Here is a 22,862-nt window from a genome sequence, read left to right on the forward strand (position 1 = left end):
CGACGGACACCGCATCGAACGATCGAGAGGACGGGTCCCCATGGACGCGCTCTACACCGCAGTCGCCACCGCCACCCACGGCCGTGACGGTCGTGCCGTCTCCAACGACGGCAAGATCGACCTCAAGCTGGCCCCTCCGGTGGAGCTGGGCGGCAACGGCCAGGGCACCAACCCCGAGCAGCTCTTCGCCGCCGGTTACGCCGCCTGCTTCGGCAGCGCCCTCGGCCTCGTCGGCCGGCAGGCCAAGGTCGACGTCAGCGACGCCGCGGTGACCGCCGAGGTCGGCATCGGCAAGCAGGGCGAGGGCTTCGGGCTGAAGGTGACGCTGCGCGTCGAGCTGCCCGACACCGTGGACGAGGCGACCGGCCGCAAGCTGGTCGAGACCGCCCACCAGGTCTGCCCCTACTCCAACGCCACCCGCGGCAACATCGACGTCGACCTCGTCATCGAGTGACCCACGCGTCCCGGGGTGCCGGTGGCCGACTCGGCACCGGCACCCCCGCGCCCTACGCCGACGTCAGCGTGCCCTGGCCGGCCGCCTGACCCGGGATCCGGACCTCACCCGGGCCGCTCATCGGCTCGCCGAGCAGCAGCGTCCGTACGACCCGCTCGGCGGCCCGGCCGTCGTCGAACTCGCAGAACCGGGCCCGGAAGAGCGCGCGCAGCCGCGCCGACTCCTCGTCCCGCCAGGACCCCGAGGCGAACAGCCAGGCCAGCTCGCGGTAGGAGCGGGCGACATGGCCGGGCGGCTCGGCGGTGATGTCGAAGTAAGCGCCCCGGCTCGCCGTGTACGCGGGCCAGTCGTCGGCGTGCACCACGATCGGCCGGTCCAGACAGGCGTAGTCGAACATCACCCCCGAGTAGTCCGTGACGAGCGCGTCCGAAGCGAGCAGGACGTCCTCGACGCACGGCTCGTCGGTCGCGTCGACCACGATCCCGCGCCGGGCCAGCTCGGCCAGCCCCATCCCGCGCGCGGGACCGGTCGCCAGCGACGGGTGCAGCCGGACCACCAGCGTGAGCCCCCCGCCCCGGCCCCCGCCACGCAGCTCACCCCTGCCTTCGCCCAGGCTTTCGCCCAGGTCCGCCGCGAACCGGGCGAGGTCGATCCGGTCCACATGCCCGCTGCGGCGGTAGTCCCGGCGGGTCGGCGCGTACAGCACGACCGTGTCCGTCTCCGGGATGCCGTACCGCTGCCGGAAGTCACTGGCACCGCCGTTCACGAGCACGTCGTTGCGCGGGCTGCCCGTGCGCAGCGAGGTGAAGTGGCAGGGGTAGGCCCGTTCCCAGACCAGCTCGGAGTGGCGGTTGGCGACCAGGCTGTAGTCCCAGCGGTCGGCCCGGCGCAGCAGCTGCGGCACGTCGAGGCCGAGCCGGGCGCCCGGCTTGTCCAGCAGGTCGGCGCCCATGTACTTCAGCGGGGTCCCCTGGTGGGTGTGGATGTGCACGCTGCCGGGCCGCTTGGCGATCGTGCCGGGCCAGTTGACGTCGTTCACGAAGAACTTCGCCCGCGCCGTGACCTCCAGACAGCGCCGGGAGCCCAGGACCACGTGCTCCACCTCGGGCGGCAGCCGGGCGGCGGTCTCCTCGTCCTTCACCACCCACACCCCGCGCAACTGCGGGGCGATCTCCCGGGCCTTGGCGTACACGGCGGCCGGGTCGCCCAGCATGCCCCGGTGCGAGGACGCCGAGTAGACGACCAGGTTCGGGTCCAGCGGCCGGTGCGTGTGCACGGCCGCCCAGCCGGCGCGGGCCCGCGCGGCGGCCACGTCCCGGACCAGACCGGCACGGCGCGCCGCCTCCTCCCCGGCGCGCGCCGCCTGCCGTCTGATCCGGTACGCCGTCCAGGAGCCCTGCAGCAGGCCGGCCTCGCCGCCGGTCAGGGCGCCCTCCGCCGGCTTGTGACGGCGGAACATCTCCCGCGTGCGCCGGAAGAACTCGGCCTTGTCGGCGGGCGGCAGCCGGTCCGGCTTGGCGAGGATGTCGAGGCAGTGCTCGCCCATCTTGCGGTGCAGATACGGCCGCCAGTGCGCGAGCCGAGGGTGCTGCTCGACGAACGCGAAGACCCGCTCGTACTGGTCGTGGATGTCGAAGTGCTCGCGGCTGGTCGTGGACAGGATGTTGCCCTGCCGGCGCTGCCGGTAGTTCAGGCAGATCCGGTCCAGCGCGGCGATCCGCCGGGCGCTGAGCATGACCGGGAAGGTCCAGGGCGTGTCCTCGTAGTAGCCCGGGGGGAACGCGAAGCCCTCCGACACCACGAACTCCCGCCGGTAGACCTTGTTCCACACCACCATCAGCAGGTCCAGGATCCGCGGGAACTCGTCGGCGGTGAAGGTGTCCGGGCCGGCCTCGGCGAGCACCTCGGCCAGGGCGTTGCGCCGGGTGCCGCCCCACCAGTAGGTGCGCGCGTAGTCGAAGACCAGCACGTCCGGGTCCGTGGCCTCCGCCAGCCGGTCGGCGATGGCCCGCAGCGCGCCCGGGGTGAGGGTGTCGTCGCTGTCCAGGAAGAACAGGTAGTCGCCGGTGGCGTGCGGCATCCCGGCGTTGCGGGCCCGGCCGAGGCCCACGTTCTTCGGCAGGTGCAGCACCTGCACGCGCGGGTCGCGCTCGGCGTACTCGTCGAGGATCGCGCCGCAGCCGTCCGGGGAGCGGTCGTCCACGGCGATCAGCTCGAAGTCGCTGAAGGACTGCAGCAGCACCGAGTCCAGGCACTCGCGCAGAAAGCCCTGCACCTTGAAACAGGGCGCGATCAGACTGAAGCGGGGCACGGCGGGTCAGCTCCTCACGAGGGTCGCGGCGGCCGGGGCGGGGACGCGCTGGGCGAGCGGGATCACGGGCGGGACCGCCTCCGGCGGCTCGCCGAGCAGCACCCGCCGTACGACGCGCTCGGCGGCCCGGCCGTCGTCGAACTCGCAGAACCGCTCCCGGAACGCGGCCCGCAGCGCCGCGGCCTCCGCGCCCGCGTACGAGCCGTCACGGAAGACGGCGGCCAGCTCCTTCGGGGTGCGCGCGACCGGTCCCGGCGGCTCGGCCGGCAGGTCGAAGTAGACGCCCCGCGTCTCCCGGTACACCTCCCAGTCGTCGGCGTACACGACGATCGGCCGGTCCAGGTTGGCGTAGTCGAACATGATCGAGGAGTAGTCGGTGACCAGCGCGTCCGCCGCCAGGCACACGTCCTCCGAGGAGCGGTGCGCGGTGACGTCGATGACGCGGCCGTCGCCGCGGCCGAGCCGCCCCTGGTCGTAGAAGTAGTGGGCGCGCAGCAGCACGACGACGTCCTCGCCGGCCGCCTCGCAGAAGGCCTCCAGGTCCAGGCCGGGCTCGAAGCCGGTGTGGTGGTCGCGGTGGGTGGGTGCGTAGAGGACGGCCGTGCTGCCCTCCGGGACGCCCAGCCGCCGTCTGATCCGCGCCACGTCCTCGGCGGTCGCCGTGCAGTAGACGTCGTTGCGCGGATAGCCGTACTCCAGCGCCTCCCAGGAGCCGGGGAAGGCGCGCTCCCACATCTGGGTGGAGTGGCGGTTGGCGGAGAGGTTGAAGTCCCAGCGGTCCACCCGGCCCAGCAGCCTGGTGAAGCTGCCCGACTGCGCCGCCACCACCGGGTACGTCGACTGGTCCACGCCCATCGTCTTCAGCGGGGTGCCGTGCTGGGTCTGGAGGTGCACACTGCCGGGGCGCTTGACGATCCCCTCGGCGAAGTTGGCGTTGTTGATCAGGTACTTGGCCCGGGCCAGCACCTCCCAGTAGCGGCGGGAGCCGATCACCGCGTACTCCACGTCCTCCGGCATCGCGTGCGTCTGGTCGGCCTCGACCAGGAACACCGAGCGGATGTCCGGGGCGAGTTCGCGGGCCTTGGCGTGGATCGCGGCCGGGTTGCAGGCGTAGCCCCGGCCCCAGTAGGCGCAGTACACGGCCAGGTTCTCGTCGAGCGGGCGGCGCAGATCGCGGATGTAGCGCAGCCGGGTGCGCACCGCGCGCGGGCGCGGCAGGCGCTCGGCGGCGTTCGAGGCCAGCTGGTTGGCGCCGCGCAACGCCCGGAACGCGCTGTACGCCCCGGTCGCCAGCAGCCGGTGCTGCACGCCCAGGCTGCCGTCCGGCGCCCGGAAACCGGCCGGCCGGTGGCGCCGGTAGAGCCGGGCGGCGCGGCGGAAGAACGCCCGGTGCCCGGACGGCAGCCGCTCGGGCCGGGACGCGGTCTTCAGCACACAGGTGAACAGCTGCTCGAAGAGCGCGCGCGCCCGCTCGGCGGGCAGCTCCTGTTCGGCGGCCCGGGTCAGCACCAGCTCCACCTGGTCGAGCAGGTCGTGCTGGTGCGGCCCCGGGAGATTGAGCCGGCTGCCCTGCCGGCGCAGCCGGTGCCGTACGACGACCCGGCGCAGCACCGCGATCCGCCCGGCCGCGAGCGTGGTGAGCCCGCCCCAGCCGAGGTCGGTGAAGTGGCTGTCCGGAAAGGTGAGTTCGTGCTCGGTGAGGAAGCCGCGGCGGTAGACCGCGCTCCAGGCCGGGAGCTGCACGCCGGTCAGCTCCGGCAGGTCGGCGGGGGCGAAGGCGTTTTTCGGGGCCCCGGCGAACAGGGGCCTGGCCGGGTTGGTCGGCTCGCCCTCCCACCAGGGGGCGCGCTCGTGCTCGGCATAGAGCACGTCCACGTCGGCGGTCTCGGTCAGCCGGGCGTCCAGCGCCGCGAGCGCGCCCGGCAGCAGCAGGTCGTCGCCGTCGAGGAACAGCACATACGCGCCGGTCGCGGCCCGGATCCCGGCATTGCGCGCCCCGCTCAGACCGGCGGACGGCGGCGAGTGGACCGGGATCACCCGGGAGTCCCGCTCGGTGTGTCCGGCGGCGACGGCGGCGGCCGGGGAGTCGGGGGCGTCGCAGACCGGGATCAGCTGCAGATCACCGAACGACTGGCCGAGGACCGAGTCCAGCGCCTGGGACAGCCGGGCGGCGACGCCGTGGGACGGGACGATGATGCTGAAGCGGGGCATGCTGTTCTCTCTGTTGTCTTGCGGACGCGTGTCCTGCGGACGAGACCTGCCATGCGACCGGGCCGCCCCGCCGGACGCCAGGTGGACGGCCGGCTCGGGACGGGCCGCGTCGAGCCGAGGGACACGGGGACTCCCGGAGGGACCAACGCCGTTCATCGCCTCTCGGTGACGGAAAGGGGACCGGCAGGTTGCGGCACGGTGGCCAGCGGCGAGCGCGCACAGGCCGACGGCACCGGCTTGCGCTCCTTGAGCGGCACCACCGGAGGCAGGCCCGTCCCGCCCAGCACCACATGCCGTACGACCCGCTCGGCGGCGCGTCCGTCGTCGTACGGGCAGAAGCGCTGCCGGAACGTCGCCCGCAGCTGGGCCGAGCGCGAGCCGCGCCAGTGTCCGGTCGCGAAGATGTCGATCAGCTCGTCCTCGCTGCGCGCGACCGCGCCCGGCGGGAAGGCACGCAGGTCGAAGTAGGTACCGCGGGCCGCCTGGTATGCCTCCCAGTCGCCGGTGTGGACCACGATCGGCCGGTCCAGGTTGGCGTAGTCGAACATGATCGACGAGTAGTCGGTGACCAGCACGTCCGAGGCCAGACACAGCGACTCCACGCTCGCGCGGTCACCGACGTCGATGATCCGGCCGCCCGTGCCCAGGGGGCCGCCGCCGTGCACGGGGTGGGGCCGGGCCAGGATCACGAAGCGCGGGCCGAGGCGGCGCACGATCCGCTCCAGGTCCAGCAGCGGGCGCTGGGTGCGCAGATGGTCGCGGAAGGTCGGCGCGTACAGGATCGCCACCGCGTTCTCCGGGATGCCCAGCGACTCGCGCAGCCGGGTCACGTCCGCGGAGGTCGCCCGCTGGAAGACGTCGTTGCGCGGGGCGCCGTACTCCAGCGTGGTGTAGCGGCCCGGGAAGACCCGCTCCCAGGTCAGGGTCGAGTGCCGGTTGCCGGACAGGACGAGGTCCCACTGGTCGACGCCCCGCAGCAGTTCGGCGAAGTCGGTGTCGCGGGCCGCCGCGGGGCGCTCCTGGAGGTCCAGGCCCATGTGCTTGAGCGGGGTGCCCCGCCGGGTCTGGACCAGGATCTGCCCGGGCCGCTTGCGCAGGTCCGGGTCCAGTACGTCGTCGGTGACCAGGTACCTGGCGCGGGCCAGCGCCGTCCAGTAGGCGGCGCTGCCGGGCCGCAGCCGGCGCGGGCCGGGCGGGACCGCGTGCTGGTGCTCGGGGCGGGCGATCCAGGCGGTGCGGATGTGCGGGGCGTGGGTGCGGAAGGCCTCCTCCAGGGCGCCGGGGTCGCCGCCGTGACCCCGGCCGGCCCCGGAGGTGAACACCGCCCGGTCGGTGCGGACGGGCAGCCACAGCTGGATCCGGTAGTGCAGCCGCAGCACTCCGGTCCGCACGGCGCGGACCAGCTTCACCACCGCCTTGGACATGCGCCGGCGCGCCGCAGAGACCAGCCGGAACGCGCGGAAGGTGCGGTGCAGACCGAAGCGGACCAGGACGTTGCGCCGCCGCATCCGGGTGCCGGGGACCCGGTAGCGGCGGTAGTGGGCGCGGGCCCGGCGCAGGAACTCGCCGTGGCTGCCGCGCGGCACCCGGTCCGGCATGGCGAACACCGTGGCGTAGTGGTCGATCATGCGGCGGAACAGGTCCGGCCGCCACCGCGCCAGTTCGGGATGGGCCTCGACATACGCGAACACCCGGTCGTACTGCTCGAAGAGATCGAAGTGCTCACGGCTGGTGGTGCCGAGGATGTTGCCCTGCCGGCGCTGCCGGTAGTGCACGCACACCCGGTCCAGGGTGGCGATCGACTCCGCCGCCATCAGCACCGGGAAGGTCCAGGGGGTGTCCTCGTAGTAGCCCGGCGGGAAGGTGAAACCGTGGCCGGCCACGAACTCCCGCCGGCACGCCTTGTTCCAGGCCACCATCAGCACCCGGAGCAGCCCCGGCCGGTCCTCCAGGCGGAACGGCGCCGGGCCCTGCTCGGTGAGCGGGGCGGACAGCTGGTTGCGCACCGCCCGGCCGTCCCAGTAGGTGCGCGCGTAGTCGTACACCAGGACGTCGGGTTCGCCGGACTCCTTGATCCGGTCGGCCATCGAGCGCAGCGCGTCCGGGGTGAGGGTGTCGTCGCTGTCCAGGAAGACCAGGTAGTCACCGGTCGCCTCGGCCAGCCCGGCGTTCCGGGCCCGCCCGAGCCCCTGGTTCTCGGCCAGGTGCACGGGCCGCACGCGCGCGTCGCGGGCCGCGTACTCGTCGATGATCGCCCCGCAGGCGTCCGGTGAGCAGTCGTCCACGGCGATCAGTTCCAGATCGGGATACGACTGCGAGAGCACCGAGTCCAGGCACTCGGAGAGATACGCCTGGACCTTGTACGCGGGGACAATGACACTGAACCTGGGCAAGGGGCATCCATGGGTCGTCGGTCGGCGCGGGGGTTCTGACCGGAAACGGCCGATGGTGTGAATTGGTTACGGTTCATGCGGCATGTGGGGGACGGCGGGTGAACGCAAGAAGGCGGGCCCGGAAAGGCCCGCCCTCGTCGCAGCCGGTGGCCGTGGCTACTTGACCGCGCCCGCCATCACCCCGGACACGAACTGCCGCTGGAACGCGAAGAACACGGCCAGCGGGATCACCATGGAGATGAACGCGCCGGGTGCCAGCACGTCGATGTTGTTGCCGAACTGCCGTACCTGCGTCTGCAGCGCGACCGTGATCGGCTGGGTGCCCGACTTGGTGAACACCAGCGCGACCAGCATGTCGTTCCACACCCACAGGAACTGGAAGATGGCGAGGCTGGCGATCGCCGGCCCGCCGAGCGGCATCACCACCCGGGCGAACAGCCGTAGTTCACCGGCGCCGTCCAGGCGGGCCGCCTCCAGCAGCTCGCGCGGGATCTCCGCGAAGAAGTTCCGCAGCAGGAACACCGCGAACGGCAGTCCGAAGCCGGTGTGGAACAGGATCACCCCGAGGATCGTCCCGAACAGGCCGATCCTGCCGAACAGTTCGGCGATCGGGATCAGCGCCACCTGCACCGGCACCACCAGCAGGCTCACCACTCCCAGGAACCACCAGTCCCGGCCCGGGAACTCCATCCACGCGAACGCGTAGCCCGCGAGGGAGCCGACCACGACGACCAGCAGTGTCGCCGGGACCGTGATCAGCACGGTGTTCCACAGGGAGTGGGTGATGTCGCCGTTCTCCAGCAGCTTGCGGTAGCTGTCGAAGGTCAGCTGGGACGGCTTGGTGAACACCTTCCACCAGCCGCTCGCGCTCATGTCCTCGGGCGCGCGCAGCGAGGAGATGAGCAGACCGAACGTCGGCACCAGCCAGAACAGGCCCACGACGATCAGGAACACCCGGACCAGGCCGCCGCTCAGCCTCTCGGCGATCTTCGAGCCGAGGGACTGCCGCGCCTTCACCGTCCGGACGGGCCCGACCTTCCCGATGCTTCCGGCGCTCGCCGTCATCGCCGCACCTCCCGCCTCAGCCGACGGATGTTGAACGCCATCACCGGGATCACCAGCACCAGCAGTAGCACCGCGATCGCGCTCGCGACGCCCGGCTGGTTCTCCGCGAAGCCCTTGCGGTACAGCTCCAGGGCGAGCACGTCGGCGTCGTCCTGGGAGGAGCCCGGCGCGATGATGTAGACGAGGTCGAACACCTTCAGCACGTTGATCATCAGCGTGACGGTGACGACCGCGAGGACCGGCGCGAGCAGCGGCACGGTGACCCTGCGGAACACCTGCCACTCGTTGGCGCCGTCCACCCGCGCCGCTTCCAGCAGCTCCCGGGGCACGCCCGCGAGACCGGCCGCGATCAGCACCATCGCGAAGCCCGCCCACATCCACACGTACGCCCCGATGATCGCCGGGGTGACCAGCGCCGGGCCGAGCCACTCGACGCCGTTGTACGGCTCCTTGAAGTTGCTCGCCGGGAGCCGCAGCCGGGCCCCGTCGGCCGAGGCGGGCAGGGTGAAGGTGCCGTCGCCGGCGGCCTTGGCGGAGGCGACCACCTTGCCGTCCTTCACCGCCTCGATCCGCATCCCGGCATAGCCCAGCTCGGACGGGTCGGGCGCGCCGAGCCGGCCGACACCCTTGCCGCGCGTGAAGTCCTGCCAGGTGGTGCCGGTGATCCTCCCCGGCTCGGACCTGGCGGCCACGGCCTTCTTCGCGCTGTCCGGCATCTGGTCCGGGGCGACGCCGACGAGGGGGAGGGCGACCGCCTGCCCGGCGTGGACGGTGGCCTTGGTGATGAAGCCGCCGTTCTGCGCGACCAGCGGCGACTCGCGGCCCGGGTGGGCCTTCGGGAACGCCGACGACTGCGCGAAGGTGTCGTGGACGCCCACCCACACCGCGTTCGCGACGCCCTTGTGCGGATCCTGGTCGTACACCAGCCGGAAGATGATCCCGGCCGCCAGCATCGAGATCGCCATCGGCATGAAGACGACCAGCTTGAACGCCGTACCCCAGCGCAGCCGTTCGGTCAGCACCGCGAAGACCAGACCGAGCGCGGTGGAGACCGTGGGTGCGAACACCACCCAGATGACGTTGTTCTTCAGTGCGGTCCGGATGCCGTCGTCGGTGAAGAGGGTCCTGTAGTTGTCGACGCCGGTGAAACCGTCGCCGGAGGCGTTGTAGAAGCTGCGGATGACCGAGTACCCGATCGGGTAGACCACGAGCGCGCCGAGCAGCACCAGGGCGGGCAGCAGAAACAGGGCTGCCACCGTCCTGCGGGTGCCGGTCACGCTCCTACGACTGCGGGGCGCGGCGGGACCCGGTGGGGCCCCCGCCGCCGTTGCCGCCGACGCCATGGCCGGATCAGCTCCCGCTTCCGTACGCGGCCGCCGCGTCCTTCTCCAGCTTCGCCTGGGTGCCCGCCACGTCCGTCGGGTTCTTCAGGAAGTCCTGCAGGTCCTTCCACTCACCCTTGCCCGGAGTGCCGCCGAAGGCCTGCGGGGCCTGGTCGGACATGTCGAAGCGGAAGTCGTCGCCGGACGCGATCAGCGCCTTGGCGATCTTCTGCTGCACCGCGTTCGGGTACGCCGAGATCGGCACGTTCTTGTTCGGCGAGAGGAAACCGCCGAGCTTCGCCTCGATCGTCGCCGCGTCCGGGGAGGCGAGGAAGGTGACCAGGGCCTGGGCCGCCTTGGAGTCCTTCAGGACCACCGCCGCGTCACCGCCGGAGACCACCGGCGCGGTGGAGCCGACCGCCGGGAACGGGAACACCTTCGCGTCCGTGCCCACCTTCGCCTTGGTCTCACCGATGTTGACCTGCACGAAGTCGCCCTCGTAGACCATCGCGGACTTGGGCTGGTCGCCGCCGGTGAAGGTCTGGGTGACCGAGGCCGGGAACTCCGTCTGCAGCGCGCCGTCCTGGCCGCCCGCGAGATAGTCCTTCTTGCCCCAGATCTGCGCCAGCGTCGTCAGCGCCTGCTTCACCGACGGATCGGTCCACTTGATCTTGTGCTGGGCGAGCTGGTCGTACTTCTCCGGGCCGGCCTGGGACAGATACACGTTCTCGAACCAGTCCGTCAGCGGCCAGCCGTCCGCGCCGGCCACCGAGAACGGCGTGACACCGGAGTCGTACACCGCCTGCGCGGCGCCCAGCAAGTCCTTCCAGGTCTTCGGCTCCTTGGCGTTCGCGCTCTCGAAGACCTTGGCGTTGTACCAGATCAGCGACTTGTTGGCGGCCTTGTAGTACATGCCGTACTGCTTGCCGCCGACCTTGCCGATGTCCTGCCAGCCCTGGGAGTAGTTCTTCTGCAGCTCCTTCAGGGCGTCCGGCCCGAGCGGCTTGGCCCATCCACGCTGCACGGCCTGCTTGATGGCGCCGGGCTGCGGCAGCATGGCCACGTCCGGCGGCTGGCCACCAGCGATCTTCGAACCGACGAAGTTGATGATCGGGTCCTGGGCGGGCACGAAGGTCACCTTCGCGCCGGTGCGCTTCTCGAACTCGGCCAGGACCTGCTTGAAGTTCTTCTGCTCCTGACCGGTCCAGACGGCGGCGATCTCCAGGTTCGTGCCGTTCAGCTTCGGCAGGGTGACGGTGGAGCCGCTGGCCCCGCCGGTCTTCCCGCCGCTGCCCGTGTCGCCGTTGTCCTTGCTGCTGGAGCAGGCGCCGAGGGCGAGGGCTCCCGTGAGCAGAGCGGCGAGTGCGGTGACGGTCCTCTTTGTCCGGATGGTGCTGCAGCTGTGGGTGCGCATCACTTCCCCGTTCGTCGTTCCTCGTTGAACGTCGTCGAGCGTGTCCCGTGCGGTCCGGTCTACGCGGGCCGCTCAGGGGCGGCAAGAGCGCCTGCCGTGTCGAGCGGCGCATCGTGACCGGCTCGTGACCGGGGGTGTATGCGTCCTTCCTGGTTACAACAGTGTCTCCGGCTACAGCAGGGACGGCACCTCCGCCGCCGACACCTCCCGGGCCGCCCGCTGCACCGCGCTCGCCAGGAGGGCCAGGTCGGTCGGGCCGTTGCCCAGCTCCCGTACTGGCCGGCGGGCCGGGGGGTCGCCCATGCGCTGCCAGTCCAGCGGGACCACCGTGGGCCGCTGGGTCGCGGTACGCGGGATACGGCCCGTCACCCGGCCGCCCTGGAAACCGACGACCCGCCCGTCCGCGTACGCCAGCCGCCCACGCCCTGGCGCCGGTTCGTCCGGCCCCGGCTGCGGAGCGTCCAGCGCGACCCGCAGGGCGGCCCGCCGCGCGGGCTCGGTCTCCGCCGTACGGCCGCCGGTCCCGGCAGCCGCCACCAGATGCACCCCGAGCCGCTCGCCCTCCCGGGCCACCGTCTCCAGCGCGCGCATCACCGAACCGGCGGCGGGCCGGCCCGGCGAGCCGAGCGGGGGCGAGACCAGCGCGTCCAGGTCGTCCACGACGAGCACGAGCCGCGGCAACGGCGGCGCCGCCCCGTCCCGCTGCCGCGCGGCCCCGCCCGGCCGCAGCCGCAGGGTGGAGCTGGGCGGCGCCTCTATGTCACCGCCGGGGGGGGCCGGCGCGCGCTGGGCGACGATGCGGCCGGACACCGCACGTCCCGCATGCCACTGCGCGAAGTCCGTCCGTCCCAGCAGCTCCGCCCGCCGCTTCAGCTCGGCCGCCAGCGACTGGGCGAACTCCCGCATGCGCACGGGGTCGTTGGCGACGAGGTGGGTGGTGACATGCGGTATGTCGGTGCATCCGCGCAGTCCCTCACCGTGCGCGGGGCTGGTCCCGACCCCGTCCCGGCCGTCGATCAGCACGAGGCCCAGCCGGTCCGGCCGCTCGGCGGCTGCCAGCGAGGCCACCACGGCCCGCAGCAACTCCGTACGACCGCTGCCGGCCGGCCCCTCGACCAGCAGATGCGGTCCGTCGGCCACCAGGTCGGCGGTGAGCGGCCCGCGCGGCCCGGCACCGAGTATGGCCCGCGCCCGGCCGCCCAGCGCCTGGGTGTCGTCGGCCGCGTCGGCCCAGCGCGCCATCAGCGACGCCGGGGTGGCCCTGGCCAGCCCCAACTCGTCCAGCAGCCGCGCCGACTGCGGCAGGGGCGCCGCCACGCGCGTGTCCCGCTCGCCGGCCGGGCCGTCCGGCCGCAGCGGCGCCAGCGCCCGGGCGAACCGCTCCGCCCAGGCGACGGACACGGCGTCCACGGCGGCGAGCGTTCCCGGTCCGACGGGTCCGCCCGGCGCCACCCGCAGCAGGCGCAGGGCGGTCGCGACATCCCCGCTGAGCAGCGCCACGGCACCGCAGTGCCGGAACGTCGGCGTCACCGCGCACGCGGCCTCGTACGTGCGCGTCACGGGGGAGGCGGGCGAGGCGGGCTCGGTCTCGGCGAGACAGACCACGTGGATCCCGGCCCGCGGCCCGGCCACGGCCAGCCGCGCGACCGCGTCCCGCAGCGCGCTGCCGCCGGGGTCTCCGTCCACGACGACGACGGTGTAGGGCCCGGCGAAACCACTGTTTGCGCCGACCTCGGCGTCCTCCTTGGCCCATGAGGGGCGGCGGACGAGGGCCGAGGGGGTGGCCGACGGCCGGGTGCCGGTGTGAGGAGGGGAGGTGGGGCCGGGCGCGTGATCGCCGGTCCGGCCGGGGGCGAGTCCCGGCAACGGGGCGCCGGCAGTGCCGGGGGTGGCCCACTCGGCGGGGGCGCGGTCGGCCGGGACCTGCGCGGGAGGGCCGAAGGCCTCGGCGGGGGTGCCGGGGTCGCCGGGGACGAGGCCCTGGGCTTGTGTGCCCGGGGTGAGGGTGGCGCCGCGGTCGCTCGTGGCCCCGACCGCTTCCGTCGCGGTGCGGGTGGGGTGGGCCGCGGTTCGGCCGGTCGCGGCGTGGTCGTCGACCCGGCGCAGGAGCTCCTCCGTGCGGGCCGCCGCCTGCTCGCGGTCGTAGGCCAGCAGCAGCCGGCAGTCCTGGCCGTGCCCCGGCCGCACATGCGGGAGCCAGCCCAGCCAGGACCACTCGGCCGTGCGCTCCTCCACGGGGCGCGAGCGGTCGGCGCTGATCAGCACGATCTCCAGCAGGTCGGGCGAGTGCAGCGCGGCCAGCTGGGCCAGCACCGCGCGGGTCAGCCCGGACAGCCGGGGGCGCGGACCGGCCAGGCCCAGCGCGCCCGCCTCGCGCAGCGCCGCCGTCACGGGCACCGCGGGCACCGGGCCGGAGCCGTCCGGCGCGCTCCGGTCCGCCGTGCCGAGCCGCACGGTCAGCGTCTCCGGATGACCGGGCCCGCGCTCCCACAGCCGGGACCCGGGACCGAGTGCCGCCAGCAGCAGTGCGGCCGGATCCGGCCAGGTCTCGGGCTGCTGCGGCGCGGTGGCCGCCGGGCCGGTGACGGCACGGGTGTCGGTGCCGTCGTAGGCCTCGGGACCGGTGGACTGCTCACCACGCGCACCGGCCAGCCGGCGCGCCCAGGCGCCGAGGCCACGCCGGCGTGCGCCCTGCGCGGCGTCGATGCCGCGGAGGGGAGTGGCCTTGCGCCCGCTGTCCAGCGGCTCCCCGTCCGCCTCCCCGACTCCGAAGCGCCCCGCGTGCGTGTCTCCGCCGGAAGCGGAACCGGACGCGTTCTCGATCCGGGGCGCCCCGCTCTGCCCCGGCACCACGGCCGACCCCCGCCGATGCTCCTGGCCCCCACTGCCCGAGGTCCCCCAGCCACCCGAGCCGTAGCTGTGCTGCCCGATCCCGGAGGCGCCTTCGGCACTTACGGACGTCGGTCCGCTCACACCACTGTCACCGGCAGTCGCCGAGGGCGCGTCACCCCCACCGGGGCCACCCGCACCCGGCAACGCGTCCCGCACGACCCGAAGGCACCCCTCACCGTCGGCGACCGTCCGTGCTCCCGGTCCCACGGACGGAGCAACCCGAAGCGCCGACTCCCCGATCCGCAGCAAGCCCCCGGCAGGGACCCGCACCGGACGCTCGCTCACCGGCACCCCGTCCAGCGTCGTGCCGTTCGTGGAGCCGAGGTCGGCGACCGACACGCGCCCGTCCGCGCCGACCGTGACCGCGCAGTGCAGCCGGGACACGTCGGGGTCGTCCAGCGGCACGTCCGCGTCGGCCGAGCGGCCCACCGTTATCCGGCCGCCGTGCAGGAGATGGACCCCGCCCGCGTCCGGGCCCGCGACGACATGCAGCTGGGTCGGCGCGTCGTCGAGTTCGGGATGCGGCTCGGCGGCCGCCGGGGCGCCCAGGGACAGCACCGCGCCGTCGACCAGCGGAGGCTCGCCGAGGGTGCGGCGGCGGGGGTCGAGCCGCTCGGTGCCGGCGTACAGCACCGGCGCGCCGCCGGTGTCGCGTCCCTCCCCGGTGACCGCGCCGGCCAGCGCCGACGCGACCGCGGCCAGGTCCGTGCCCGTGGGCGCCGTGACCAGCACGTCGCGGCTCGCGGCGCGGCCCCGCTGCGGGGGCGGGCCCAGCGGGTCTACGACGGTCAGCCGGATCTGCATCGGCGTCAGCGGTCCCTTCTGCGCGGGTCTGCGCGGGACGGACTTCCCCCCACCCCACACGAGCACGTCGGCCAGTACTGGAAGGCATCCTCGCACCTGCCACTGACAACGCGCCCGGGACCCGGCACGAAGTGATCTTGATTGGTCGGCTCTGCCCCCAAAAGTGCCTGACCAGTGGCGCACGGGCGATCACTTGAGATCGGTCACGTCCGGCTTCGGCAACCAGGAGACCGGGAAGCGCGTCTTTCCGTCGACACGTGGTGCCGACGAGGGCGGCACTACAGTGGTCCGGAGCAACCGGAACGACAACCGGAACGCAGGCAAGCAAGCATCAGCAAGCAGCAGGGAGCGCGTGACGTGCGGCCAGTCGGCAGCAAGTACCTGCTTGAGGAGCCGCTCGGACGCGGCGCCACAGGCACCGTCTGGCGTGCCCGCCAGCGCGAGACCGCGGGCGCCGAGGCGGCCGTACCCGGGCAGCCCGGCGAGACGGTCGCGATCAAGGTCCTGAAGGAAGAGCTGGCGAGCGACCCGGACATCGTGATGCGTTTCCTGCGCGAGCGCTCCGTCCTGCTCCGCCTCACCCACCCGAACATCGTCCGGGTCCGCGACCTGGTCGTCGAGGGCGATCTGCTCGCCCTGGTGATGGACCTCGTCGACGGCCCCGACCTGCACCGCTACCTGCGCGAGAACGGCCCCCTCACACCGGTCGCCGCCGCGCTGATGACCGCGCAGATCGCCGACGCGCTCGCCGCGAGCCACACCGACGGAGTCGTCCACCGCGACCTGAAGCCCGCCAACGTGCTGCTCATGCAGGCCGGCGGCCAGATGCACCCGATGCTGACCGACTTCGGCATCGCCCGCCTGGCAGATTCCCCGGGCCTGACCCGCACCCAGGAGTTCGTCGGCACGCCCGCGTACGTGGCGCCGGAGTCCGCCGAGGGCCGCCCGCAGACCTCCGCCGTGGACATCTACGGCGCCGGCATCCTGCTGTACGAGCTGGTCACCGGCCGCCCGCCGTTCGCCGGCAGCACCGCGCTGGAGGTGCTGCACCAGCACCTGAGCGCCGAGCCGCGCCGCCCCTCCACCGTCCCGGACCCGCTGTGGACGGTCATAGAGCGCTGCCTGCGCAAGAACCCCGACGAACGGCCCAGTGCCGAGAACCTGGCGCGCGGCCTCAGGGTCGTCGCCGAGGGCATCGGCGTGCACGCGAACGCGGCGCAGATCGCCGCCGCCGAGGGCGTGGGCGCGCTGCTCGCACCCGACCCGGCCCCGACCGCCGTCCCGGGCGTGCCCGGCGCCGCCGACCCCACCCAGGTGCTGCCGAACACCGGCCCCCAGGGCGCGTACGACCCCAACGCCGCGACCAGCGTGCTGCCGCACACCGGCGGCCCCGCCGGCGCCGCCGACCCCACCGCCGTACTGCCGAGCACGGGCGCGGCGGACCCGACGGCGGTGCTGCCGAACACCGGCCCGCAGGGGCAGCAGCCCGAGCAGCCGCACCCCTGGCAGACCCAGCTGCGCGCCGCCCGCGACCGCAACGAGCAGACGCAGATCCAGTACCTGTCCCCGGAGGACGACCCGCTGCACCACCGGCCCCAGCGGCAGGTGGCCCGTCCTCAGCAGCCGCCGCGGCAGGCCCCGCAGGCACGCCCGCAGCAGCCGCGTGGCCGGCAGCAGGGGTACCAGCAGGGGTACGGCTATGCGCCGCAGCAACAGCCCCAGCAGTACGCCCCGCCGCAGGCGCCGCAGCGGTACGCGCCGCCCGCGCCGGAGCCGCAACGGCCCGCGCGCGAGCCCCGGGCGCCCCGTCAGCGCAGCGCCAACCCGATGAAGATCCCGGGGCTCGGCTGTCTGAAGGGCTGCCTGTTCACGATCGTCATCCTGGTCGTGGCGAGCTGGATGATCTATGAGCTGACCCCGGTGCACACCTGGATCGGCCAGGGCCGGAGCTACTGGCACGAAGTGAGCCACTGGGTCGGCCAGGTGAGCAAGTGGGCCAAGGATCTCGGCGGTTCCTCAGGCGGCGGCAACTGACCGCACGCACGCGTGGCGGCCGATCGCGCGAACGCCCGGTGAACGACCGCGAGTTTGCGGATTTGTCGACACCTGGCGGGTGATTTCCGTCTCCGCGGTGAAGGTTGGCTCCTCGGACGCGTAGTTTTGTCGGCAACACGCGTCTGGTAGGAGCAGTCTTGGCACGGAAGATCGGCAGCCGGTACACCGCGAACCAGATCCTCGGGCGGGGCAGCGCCGGCACGGTGTGGCTGGGCGAGGGGCCGGAGGGTCCCGTCGCGATCAAGCTGCTGCGCGAGGACCTCGCCTCCGACCAGGAGCTCGTCGGACGCTTCGTCCAGGAGCGCACCGCGCTGCTCGGCCTGGAGCACCCGCACATCGTCACCGTGCGCGACCTGGTGGTCGACGGCAACGACCTGGCCCTGGTGATGGACCTCGTGCGCGGCACCGACCTGCGCACCCGGCTGGAGCGCGAGCGCCGGCTCGCCCCCGAGGCGGCCGTGGCGATCGTCGCCGACATCGCCGACGCGCTGGCGGCGGCCCACGCGGCCGGGGTCGTCCACCGGGACGTCAAGCCCGAGAACGTCCTCCTCGACATGCAGGGCCCGCTGGGTCCCGGTGGCTCCCACCCCGCCCTGCTGACGGACTTCGGCGTCGCCAAGCTGATCGACTCGCCGAAGCGGACCCGGGCCACAAAGATCATCGGCACGCCGGACTATCTGGCCCCGGAGATCGTCGAGGGCCTGCCGCCGCGCGCGTCCGTTGACATCTACGCCCTGGCGACGGTCCTGTACGAGCTGCTCGCGGGCTTCACCCCGTTCGGCGGAGGCCACCCCGGCGCGGTCCTGCGCCGCCATGTCACCGAGACCGTCGTACCGCTGCCCGGTATCCCGGAGGAGCTGTGGCAGCTGATCGTGCAGTGCCTGGCCAAGGCGCCCGCGTCCCGGCTGCGCGCCTCCGAGCTGGCGGCCCGGCTGCGGGAGCAGCTGCCGACGCTGGCCGGACTGCCGCCGCTGGACGTGGACGAGCCGGAGCTCTCCGAGGGCGCGGCGGAGGAGGAGCCGGGGCCGGCGCCTGCGCATGGTGAGCCGGCGCGACGGCGGGGCGCGGTGTCGCTGGTGCCGGGCGCCAAGCCGGACTCCAACCGGGACACGCACACCTCGATGCGGGTGCCGGGGCCGGACGAGCTCGCGGGCGGCGCGCACGGGACCGCTCGCGCCCCCCGGGCCAGCGGTGCGCCCCGGCCGGGGTCGGCCCGGCACAGGGCCGCGGTGCGGCGGCGCCGGGTGACTCTGGGAGTGGCCGGAGTGGTCCTGGCCGCCGTCGTGGGCGTCGGCGCGTGGCTGGCGTCCGCCGACGGGGACTCGGACACCCCGCAGAACACCCACAGCACGTCGACGCCGTGACCCACCCAGGGGGGCGACCGCGGTACCGGGTGCAGCCCGGCCGAGGTCGGTTGCCACAGCCGTTACGCTTGAAGGCGTGGCAGTCGTCGATGTATCCGAAGAGCTGAAGTCCCTCTCCTCGACCATGGAGTCGATCGAGGCCGTCCTGGACCTCGACAAGCTGAGGGCAGACATCGCCGTGCTCGAGGAGCAGGCGGCCGCGCCGTCCCTCTGGGACAACCCGGACGAGGCGCAGAAGATCACCAGCAAGCTCTCCCACCTCCAGGCCGAGGTCAGGAAGGCGGAGGCGTTGCGCGGCCGGATCGACGATCTCGCCGTCCTCTTCGAGATGGCCGAGGAGGAGGACGACCCCGACACCCGCGCCGAGGCCGAGTCCGAGCTGACCGCGGTGCGCAAGGCGCTGGACGAGATGGAGGTCCGGACGCTGCTCAGCGGTGAGTACGACTCCCGTGAGGCGCTCGTCAACATCCGCGCCGAGGCCGGTGGCGTCGACGCCGCCGACTTCGCCGAGCGACTCCAGCGCATGTACCTGCGCTGGGCCGAGCAGCGCGGCTACAAGACGGAGCTCATCGAGACGTCGTACGCCGAAGAGGCCGGCATCAAGTCGACCACCTTCGCCGTCCAGGCGCCGTACGCCTACGGCACCCTCTCCGTCGAGCAGGGCACGCACCGCCTCGTGCGCATCTCGCCCTTCGACAACCAGGGCCGCCGCCAGACGTCCTTCGCCGGTGTGGAGGTGCTGCCCGTCGTCGAGCAGTCCGACCACGTCGAGATCGACGAGAGCGACCTCCGGATCGACGTGTACCGCTCCTCCGGTCCCGGCGGCCAGGGCGTGAACACCACCGACTCCGCGGTCCGCATCACCCACCTCCCCACCGGCATCGTCGTCTCCTGTCAGAACGAGCGGTCGCAGATCCAGAACAAGGCGACGGCGATGAACGTCCTCCAGGCCAAGCTGCTGGAGCGCCGCCGGCAGGAGGAGCAGGCCAAGATGGACGCCCTCAAGGGCGACGGCGGCAACTCCTGGGGCAACCAGATGCGTTCCTACGTTCTGCACCCGTACCAGATGGTCAAGGACCTGAGGACGGAGCACGAAGTGGGCAACCCCGAGGCCGTGTTCAACGGTGAGATCGACGGGTTCCTGGAGGCCGGTATTCGCTGGCGCAAGCAGCAGGAGAAGTAGCTTTGTCGACATCACAACTGCCGCCCAGGAGGCGGCAGTTGTCTTTTGTCTGGGTTTTACATCACACTCACAGGCTTCAACTCGCTACAAACGCCCCCCGATGGGACATCACGCCCGCAACGGCCTTGACGTTGCTTTGAAAAATCGGAAGGGTGAAGTGCGGCATGCGTACTCAGGGGGCGCATGTGAACCGGGGGAATGAGTTGACGCGGACTTCGTCGCCGGCTGCCTCCCGTCGATCACGGCAACGCCCCATGCGCGCCTCATTGACGAACAGCTACTGGGGGTAGCAACCATATGACGAAGAAGACGCGGATCCGGGTCGCGCGGATAGCCGCCGGCGCCGTGATCGCGGCCGGTGCGTCACTGACCGCGGCCGGCGCGGCCTCCGCCCTGGACCTCAATGTCCAGGCGGGCCCGATCAGCCTGGGCGCGCACACGAACGGCGAGGGCGACGGCGGCACCGACGGCGGTGCCGGGGGCTGCGACCTCGGCGTCTGCACCACGACCGGCGGCACCACCACCGGCGGAACCGCGACTGGTGGCACCACCGCCGGCGGTACCACGACTGGTGGCACCACCGGCGGCGACGCCACCACTGGCGGTGACACCACCGGCGGTGACACCACCGGCGGTGACACCACCGCCACCGGCGGCGACAACGGCACCGGCGGTGACGTCACCATCGGCGGCGTCATCGGCGGCGGCGACTCCAACGGTGGTAACACGAACGGTGGCGACAACGGCACGGGCGGTGACAACGGCACCGGCGGCACCTCCACCACGGGTGGCGGCACCACGGGTGGCGGTAACGGCACCGGCGGCACCTCCACCACGGGTGGCGCCAGCACGGGCGGTGGCAACAGCACCGGCGGTTCCGGCACCACGGGTGGCGGCAACTCCGGCGGCTCCTCCAGCACGGGCGGCAGCGGCACCGGTGGCTCCTCCAGCACCGGCGGCAACAACGACACCCCGCAGGGCGGCGGCAACGACAATGCCTCGCAGGAGGAGGGGTCCTCGACCCTCACCGACACCGGCTCCGACACCCAGGCGCAGGGCGGCGGCAAGCAGCTCGCCGAGACCGGTGCCGGCCAGACCGCGTTCCTGGTCATCGGCGCCGCGACGATGATCGCCGGCGGTATCGGCTTCCGCGTCCTGCCGCGTCTGGTCAACGGCCGGGGCGGCGCGGCCGCCTGAGCGTAGCCGTACGGTCACGCAGCGCGCGCGATGCGCACACCGAAGGGCCCGGAGCCTGACGCTCCGGGCCCTGACGGGTTTCTGAGGCTTTTCTCACGCGGTCGTTCTGATGGCACGGCGTCTTACGCGGTCTGATGCGCCAGCAGCGCCACCGCGGCGATCAGCACCGCCAGCAGGGCGATCAGCGCCATCGGGTTCACCCCGCCGAGGAAACCCTCCTGCTGCAGCCGCTCGCGGTTGGCCCGGCACACCGGGCACCGGCCCTCGCTCACGGGCGCCGCGCAGTTCGCGCACACCAACCGGTCGTACGTCATGCGCTCGCCCTCCTCGCACCGGCCATCACTCGTACAACGCTCACGGGAACCAGAACGTTCCCCCCTCCACTGTGCCAGGTTCCCGACGAGCTTGCGCGGGGCCTCGGAGAGCCGAGAGAGAGCAGCTGTCGGTACAAAAACGTACAAGCCTTACCCAACCTCGACCTGCGACTGCACTTGCGCACCCGGTTCGCGTATGGTCACGCTCATCTACCCCCGGCGACCCGTGGTGCATCCGTGATCCGATTCGACAACGTCTCCAAGGTCTACCCCAAGCAGACCCGCCCCGCGCTCAGGGATGTCTCCCTGGAGGTGGAGAAGGGCGAGTTCGTGTTCCTCGTGGGGTCCTCCGGCTCCGGAAAGTCCACCTTCCTGCGGCTGGTCCTCCGCGAGGAGCGGTGCAGCCACGGACAGGTGCACGTGCTGGGCAAGGACCTCGCGCGCCTCTCCAACTGGAAGGTGCCCCAGATGCGCCGCCAGCTGGGGACGGTGTTCCAGGACTTCCGGCTCCTGCCGAACAAGACCGTCGCGGAGAACGTGGCCTTCGCCCAGGAGGTCATCGGCAAGTCCCGCGGCGAGATCCGCAAATCCGTGCCGCAGGTGCTCGATCTCGTCGGGCTCGGCGGCAAGGAGGACCGGATGCCCGGTGAGCTCTCCGGTGGTGAGCAGCAGCGCGTGGCCATCGCGCGGGCCTTCGTCAACCGGCCCAAGCTGCTGATCGCCGACGAGCCCACCGGCAACCTCGACCCGCAGACCTCCGTCGGCATCATGAAGCTGCTCGACCGCATCAACCGGACGGGCACCACGGTCATCATGGCGACGCACGATCAGAACATCGTGGACCAGATGCGCAAGCGCGTCATCGAGCTGGAGAAGGGCCGCCTCGTCCGCGACCAGGCCCGCGGCGTCTACGGCTACCAGCACTAAGCAAGTTCACGACGGAAAGGCTCGACAAGACGCCATGCGCGCCCAGTTCGTCCTGTCGGAGATCGGTGTCGGTCTCCGCCGCAATCTGACGATGACCTTCGCCGTCATCGTCTCCGTCGCCCTGTCCCTGGCGCTCTTCGGCGGCTCGCTGCTGATGAGCGACCAGGTGAGCACCATGAAGGGCTACTGGTACGACAAGGTCAACGTCTCGATCTTCCTGTGCAACAAGCACGACGCCGACTCGGACGTCAACTGCGCCAAGGGCGCGGTGACCGAGGACCAGAAGAAGCAGATCCTCTCGGACCTGCAGAAGATGCCGGTCGTCGAGAAGGTGGCGTACGAGTCGCAGGACGAGGCGTACAAGCACTACAAGGAGCAGTTCGGCAACTCCCCGCTCGCCAGTTCGCTCACGCCGGACCAGATGCAGGAGTCGTACCGGATCAAGCTCAAGGACCCGCAGAAGTACCAGGTGATCGCGTCCGCCTTCAACGGGCGCGCCGGTGTGCAGTCCGTGCAGGACCAGAAGGGCATCCTGGACAACCTCTTCCAGCTGCTGAACCTGATGAACCGGGGCGCGCTCGGCGTGATGGCGATGATGCTGATCGTCGCGCTGCTGCTGATCGTCAACACCGTGCGCGTGTCGGCGTTCAGCCGTCGGCGCGAAACCGGGATCATGCGCCTGGTCGGTGCCTCGGGCTTCTACATCCAGGCGCCGTTCATCGCCGAGGCCGCGGTCGCCGGCCTCATCGGCGGCGGCCTCGCCTGTGTGGCCCTGGTGGTCGGCCGGTACTTCACCATCGACCACGGCATGGACCTCGCCCACAAGCTGACTCTCATCAACTTCGTGGGGTGGGACGCGGTGTTGACCAAGCTGCCGCTGATCCTCGCAACGAGCGTTCTCATGCCGTCACTTGCCGCGTTCTTCGCGTTGCGCAAGTACCTGAAGGTGTGACGCA

At 72.3% G+C, this 22,862-nt stretch carries 15 protein-coding genes; 7 read left to right on the top strand and 8 right to left on the bottom strand.

Annotated features, from left to right (window positions below; genetic code table 11):
- Positions 1-40 precede the first annotated feature (40 nt).
- A complete protein-coding gene (locus ACZ5NH_RS29050) occupies positions 41-454 on the top strand; it encodes an organic hydroperoxide resistance protein (RefSeq protein WP_388627282.1) in 414 nt (137 codons plus the stop codon).
- 52 nt (positions 455-506) lie between these two features.
- On the opposite strand, the gene ACZ5NH_RS29055 is transcribed toward ACZ5NH_RS29050, so the two are convergent.
- From ACZ5NH_RS29055 to ACZ5NH_RS29085, 7 genes are all read right to left on the bottom strand, one after another.
- Positions 507-2,765, bottom strand: a complete 2,259-nt coding sequence (locus ACZ5NH_RS29055; RefSeq protein WP_468779336.1) for a bifunctional glycosyltransferase/CDP-glycerol:glycerophosphate glycerophosphotransferase — start codon at positions 2,763-2,765, stop codon at positions 507-509.
- A 6-nt stretch (positions 2,766-2,771) separates the two neighbouring features.
- A complete protein-coding gene (locus tag ACZ5NH_RS29060) occupies positions 2,772-4,976 on the bottom strand; it encodes a bifunctional glycosyltransferase/CDP-glycerol:glycerophosphate glycerophosphotransferase (protein WP_468779338.1) in 2,205 nt (734 codons plus the stop codon).
- Between the two features lie 152 nt (positions 4,977-5,128).
- Positions 5,129-7,369: a bifunctional glycosyltransferase/CDP-glycerol:glycerophosphate glycerophosphotransferase gene (locus ACZ5NH_RS29065; protein WP_468779340.1), complete on the bottom strand. Its 2,241-nt coding sequence runs from the start codon at positions 7,367-7,369 to the stop codon at positions 5,129-5,131.
- A 156-nt stretch (positions 7,370-7,525) separates the two neighbouring features.
- On the bottom strand, positions 7,526-8,434 hold the full coding sequence (locus tag ACZ5NH_RS29070) for a carbohydrate ABC transporter permease (RefSeq protein WP_451551608.1): 909 nt from the start codon (positions 8,432-8,434) through the stop codon (positions 7,526-7,528).
- Complete coding sequence (locus ACZ5NH_RS29075; protein ID WP_468779343.1) at positions 8,431-9,777, bottom strand: carbohydrate ABC transporter permease; 1,347 nt, start codon at positions 9,775-9,777, stop codon at positions 8,431-8,433. Before ACZ5NH_RS29075 ends, ACZ5NH_RS29070 begins: the two co-directional genes overlap by 4 nt.
- 7 nt (positions 9,778-9,784) lie before the next feature.
- Entirely contained in the window at positions 9,785-11,170 is a 1,386-nt protein-coding gene (locus tag ACZ5NH_RS29080; protein WP_468779344.1) for an ABC transporter substrate-binding protein, read from the bottom strand.
- 171 nt (positions 11,171-11,341) lie between these two features.
- Positions 11,342-14,866, bottom strand: coding sequence for an FHA domain-containing protein (locus ACZ5NH_RS29085; protein WP_468779346.1), 3,525 nt, complete (start codon positions 14,864-14,866; stop codon positions 11,342-11,344).
- Positions 14,867-15,223: 357 nt separating this feature from the next.
- On the opposite strand from ACZ5NH_RS29085, the gene ACZ5NH_RS29090 reads away from it, so the two are divergent.
- The 4 genes from ACZ5NH_RS29090 to ACZ5NH_RS29105 all read left to right on the top strand — a co-directional run bounded on the left by ACZ5NH_RS29090 (position 15,224) and on the right by ACZ5NH_RS29105 (position 20,665).
- Positions 15,224-16,900, top strand: coding sequence for a serine/threonine-protein kinase (locus ACZ5NH_RS29090; RefSeq protein ID WP_468779348.1), 1,677 nt, complete (start codon positions 15,224-15,226; stop codon positions 16,898-16,900).
- Positions 16,901-17,058: 158 nt separating this feature from the next.
- A complete protein-coding gene (locus tag ACZ5NH_RS29095; RefSeq protein WP_451551603.1) occupies positions 17,059-18,285 on the top strand; it encodes a serine/threonine-protein kinase in 1,227 nt (408 codons plus the stop codon).
- A gap of 76 nt (positions 18,286-18,361) precedes the next feature.
- The gene (gene prfB / locus ACZ5NH_RS29100) at positions 18,362-19,468 is read left to right on the top strand and encodes a peptide chain release factor 2 (RefSeq protein ID WP_388627299.1); all 1,107 of its coding nucleotides are present in this window, start codon (positions 18,362-18,364) and stop codon (positions 19,466-19,468) included.
- Positions 19,469-19,765: 297 nt separating this feature from the next.
- Positions 19,766-20,665 carry a hypothetical protein gene (locus ACZ5NH_RS29105; RefSeq protein WP_468779351.1) on the top strand — a complete coding sequence of 300 codons (900 nt, stop codon included), beginning with the start codon at positions 19,766-19,768 and terminating at the stop codon, positions 20,663-20,665.
- 122 nt (positions 20,666-20,787) lie between these two features.
- Here the strand turns inward: ACZ5NH_RS29105 and ACZ5NH_RS29110 are convergent, their stop codons facing one another.
- A complete protein-coding gene (locus ACZ5NH_RS29110; protein ID WP_023550109.1) occupies positions 20,788-20,979 on the bottom strand; it encodes a hypothetical protein in 192 nt (63 codons plus the stop codon).
- 237 nt (positions 20,980-21,216) lie between these two features.
- Here ACZ5NH_RS29110 and ftsE point away from each other — a divergent pair, with 237 nt between their 5' ends.
- Complete coding sequence (gene ftsE, locus ACZ5NH_RS29115) at positions 21,217-21,906, top strand: cell division ATP-binding protein FtsE (RefSeq protein ID WP_031159396.1); 690 nt, start codon at positions 21,217-21,219, stop codon at positions 21,904-21,906.
- Between the two features lie 34 nt (positions 21,907-21,940).
- A complete protein-coding gene (gene ftsX, locus ACZ5NH_RS29120; protein ID WP_388627305.1) occupies positions 21,941-22,858 on the top strand; it encodes a permease-like cell division protein FtsX in 918 nt (305 codons plus the stop codon).
- Positions 22,859-22,862 lie beyond the last annotated feature (4 nt).

This window comes from Streptomyces sp. NPDC031426 (assembly GCF_055581585.1).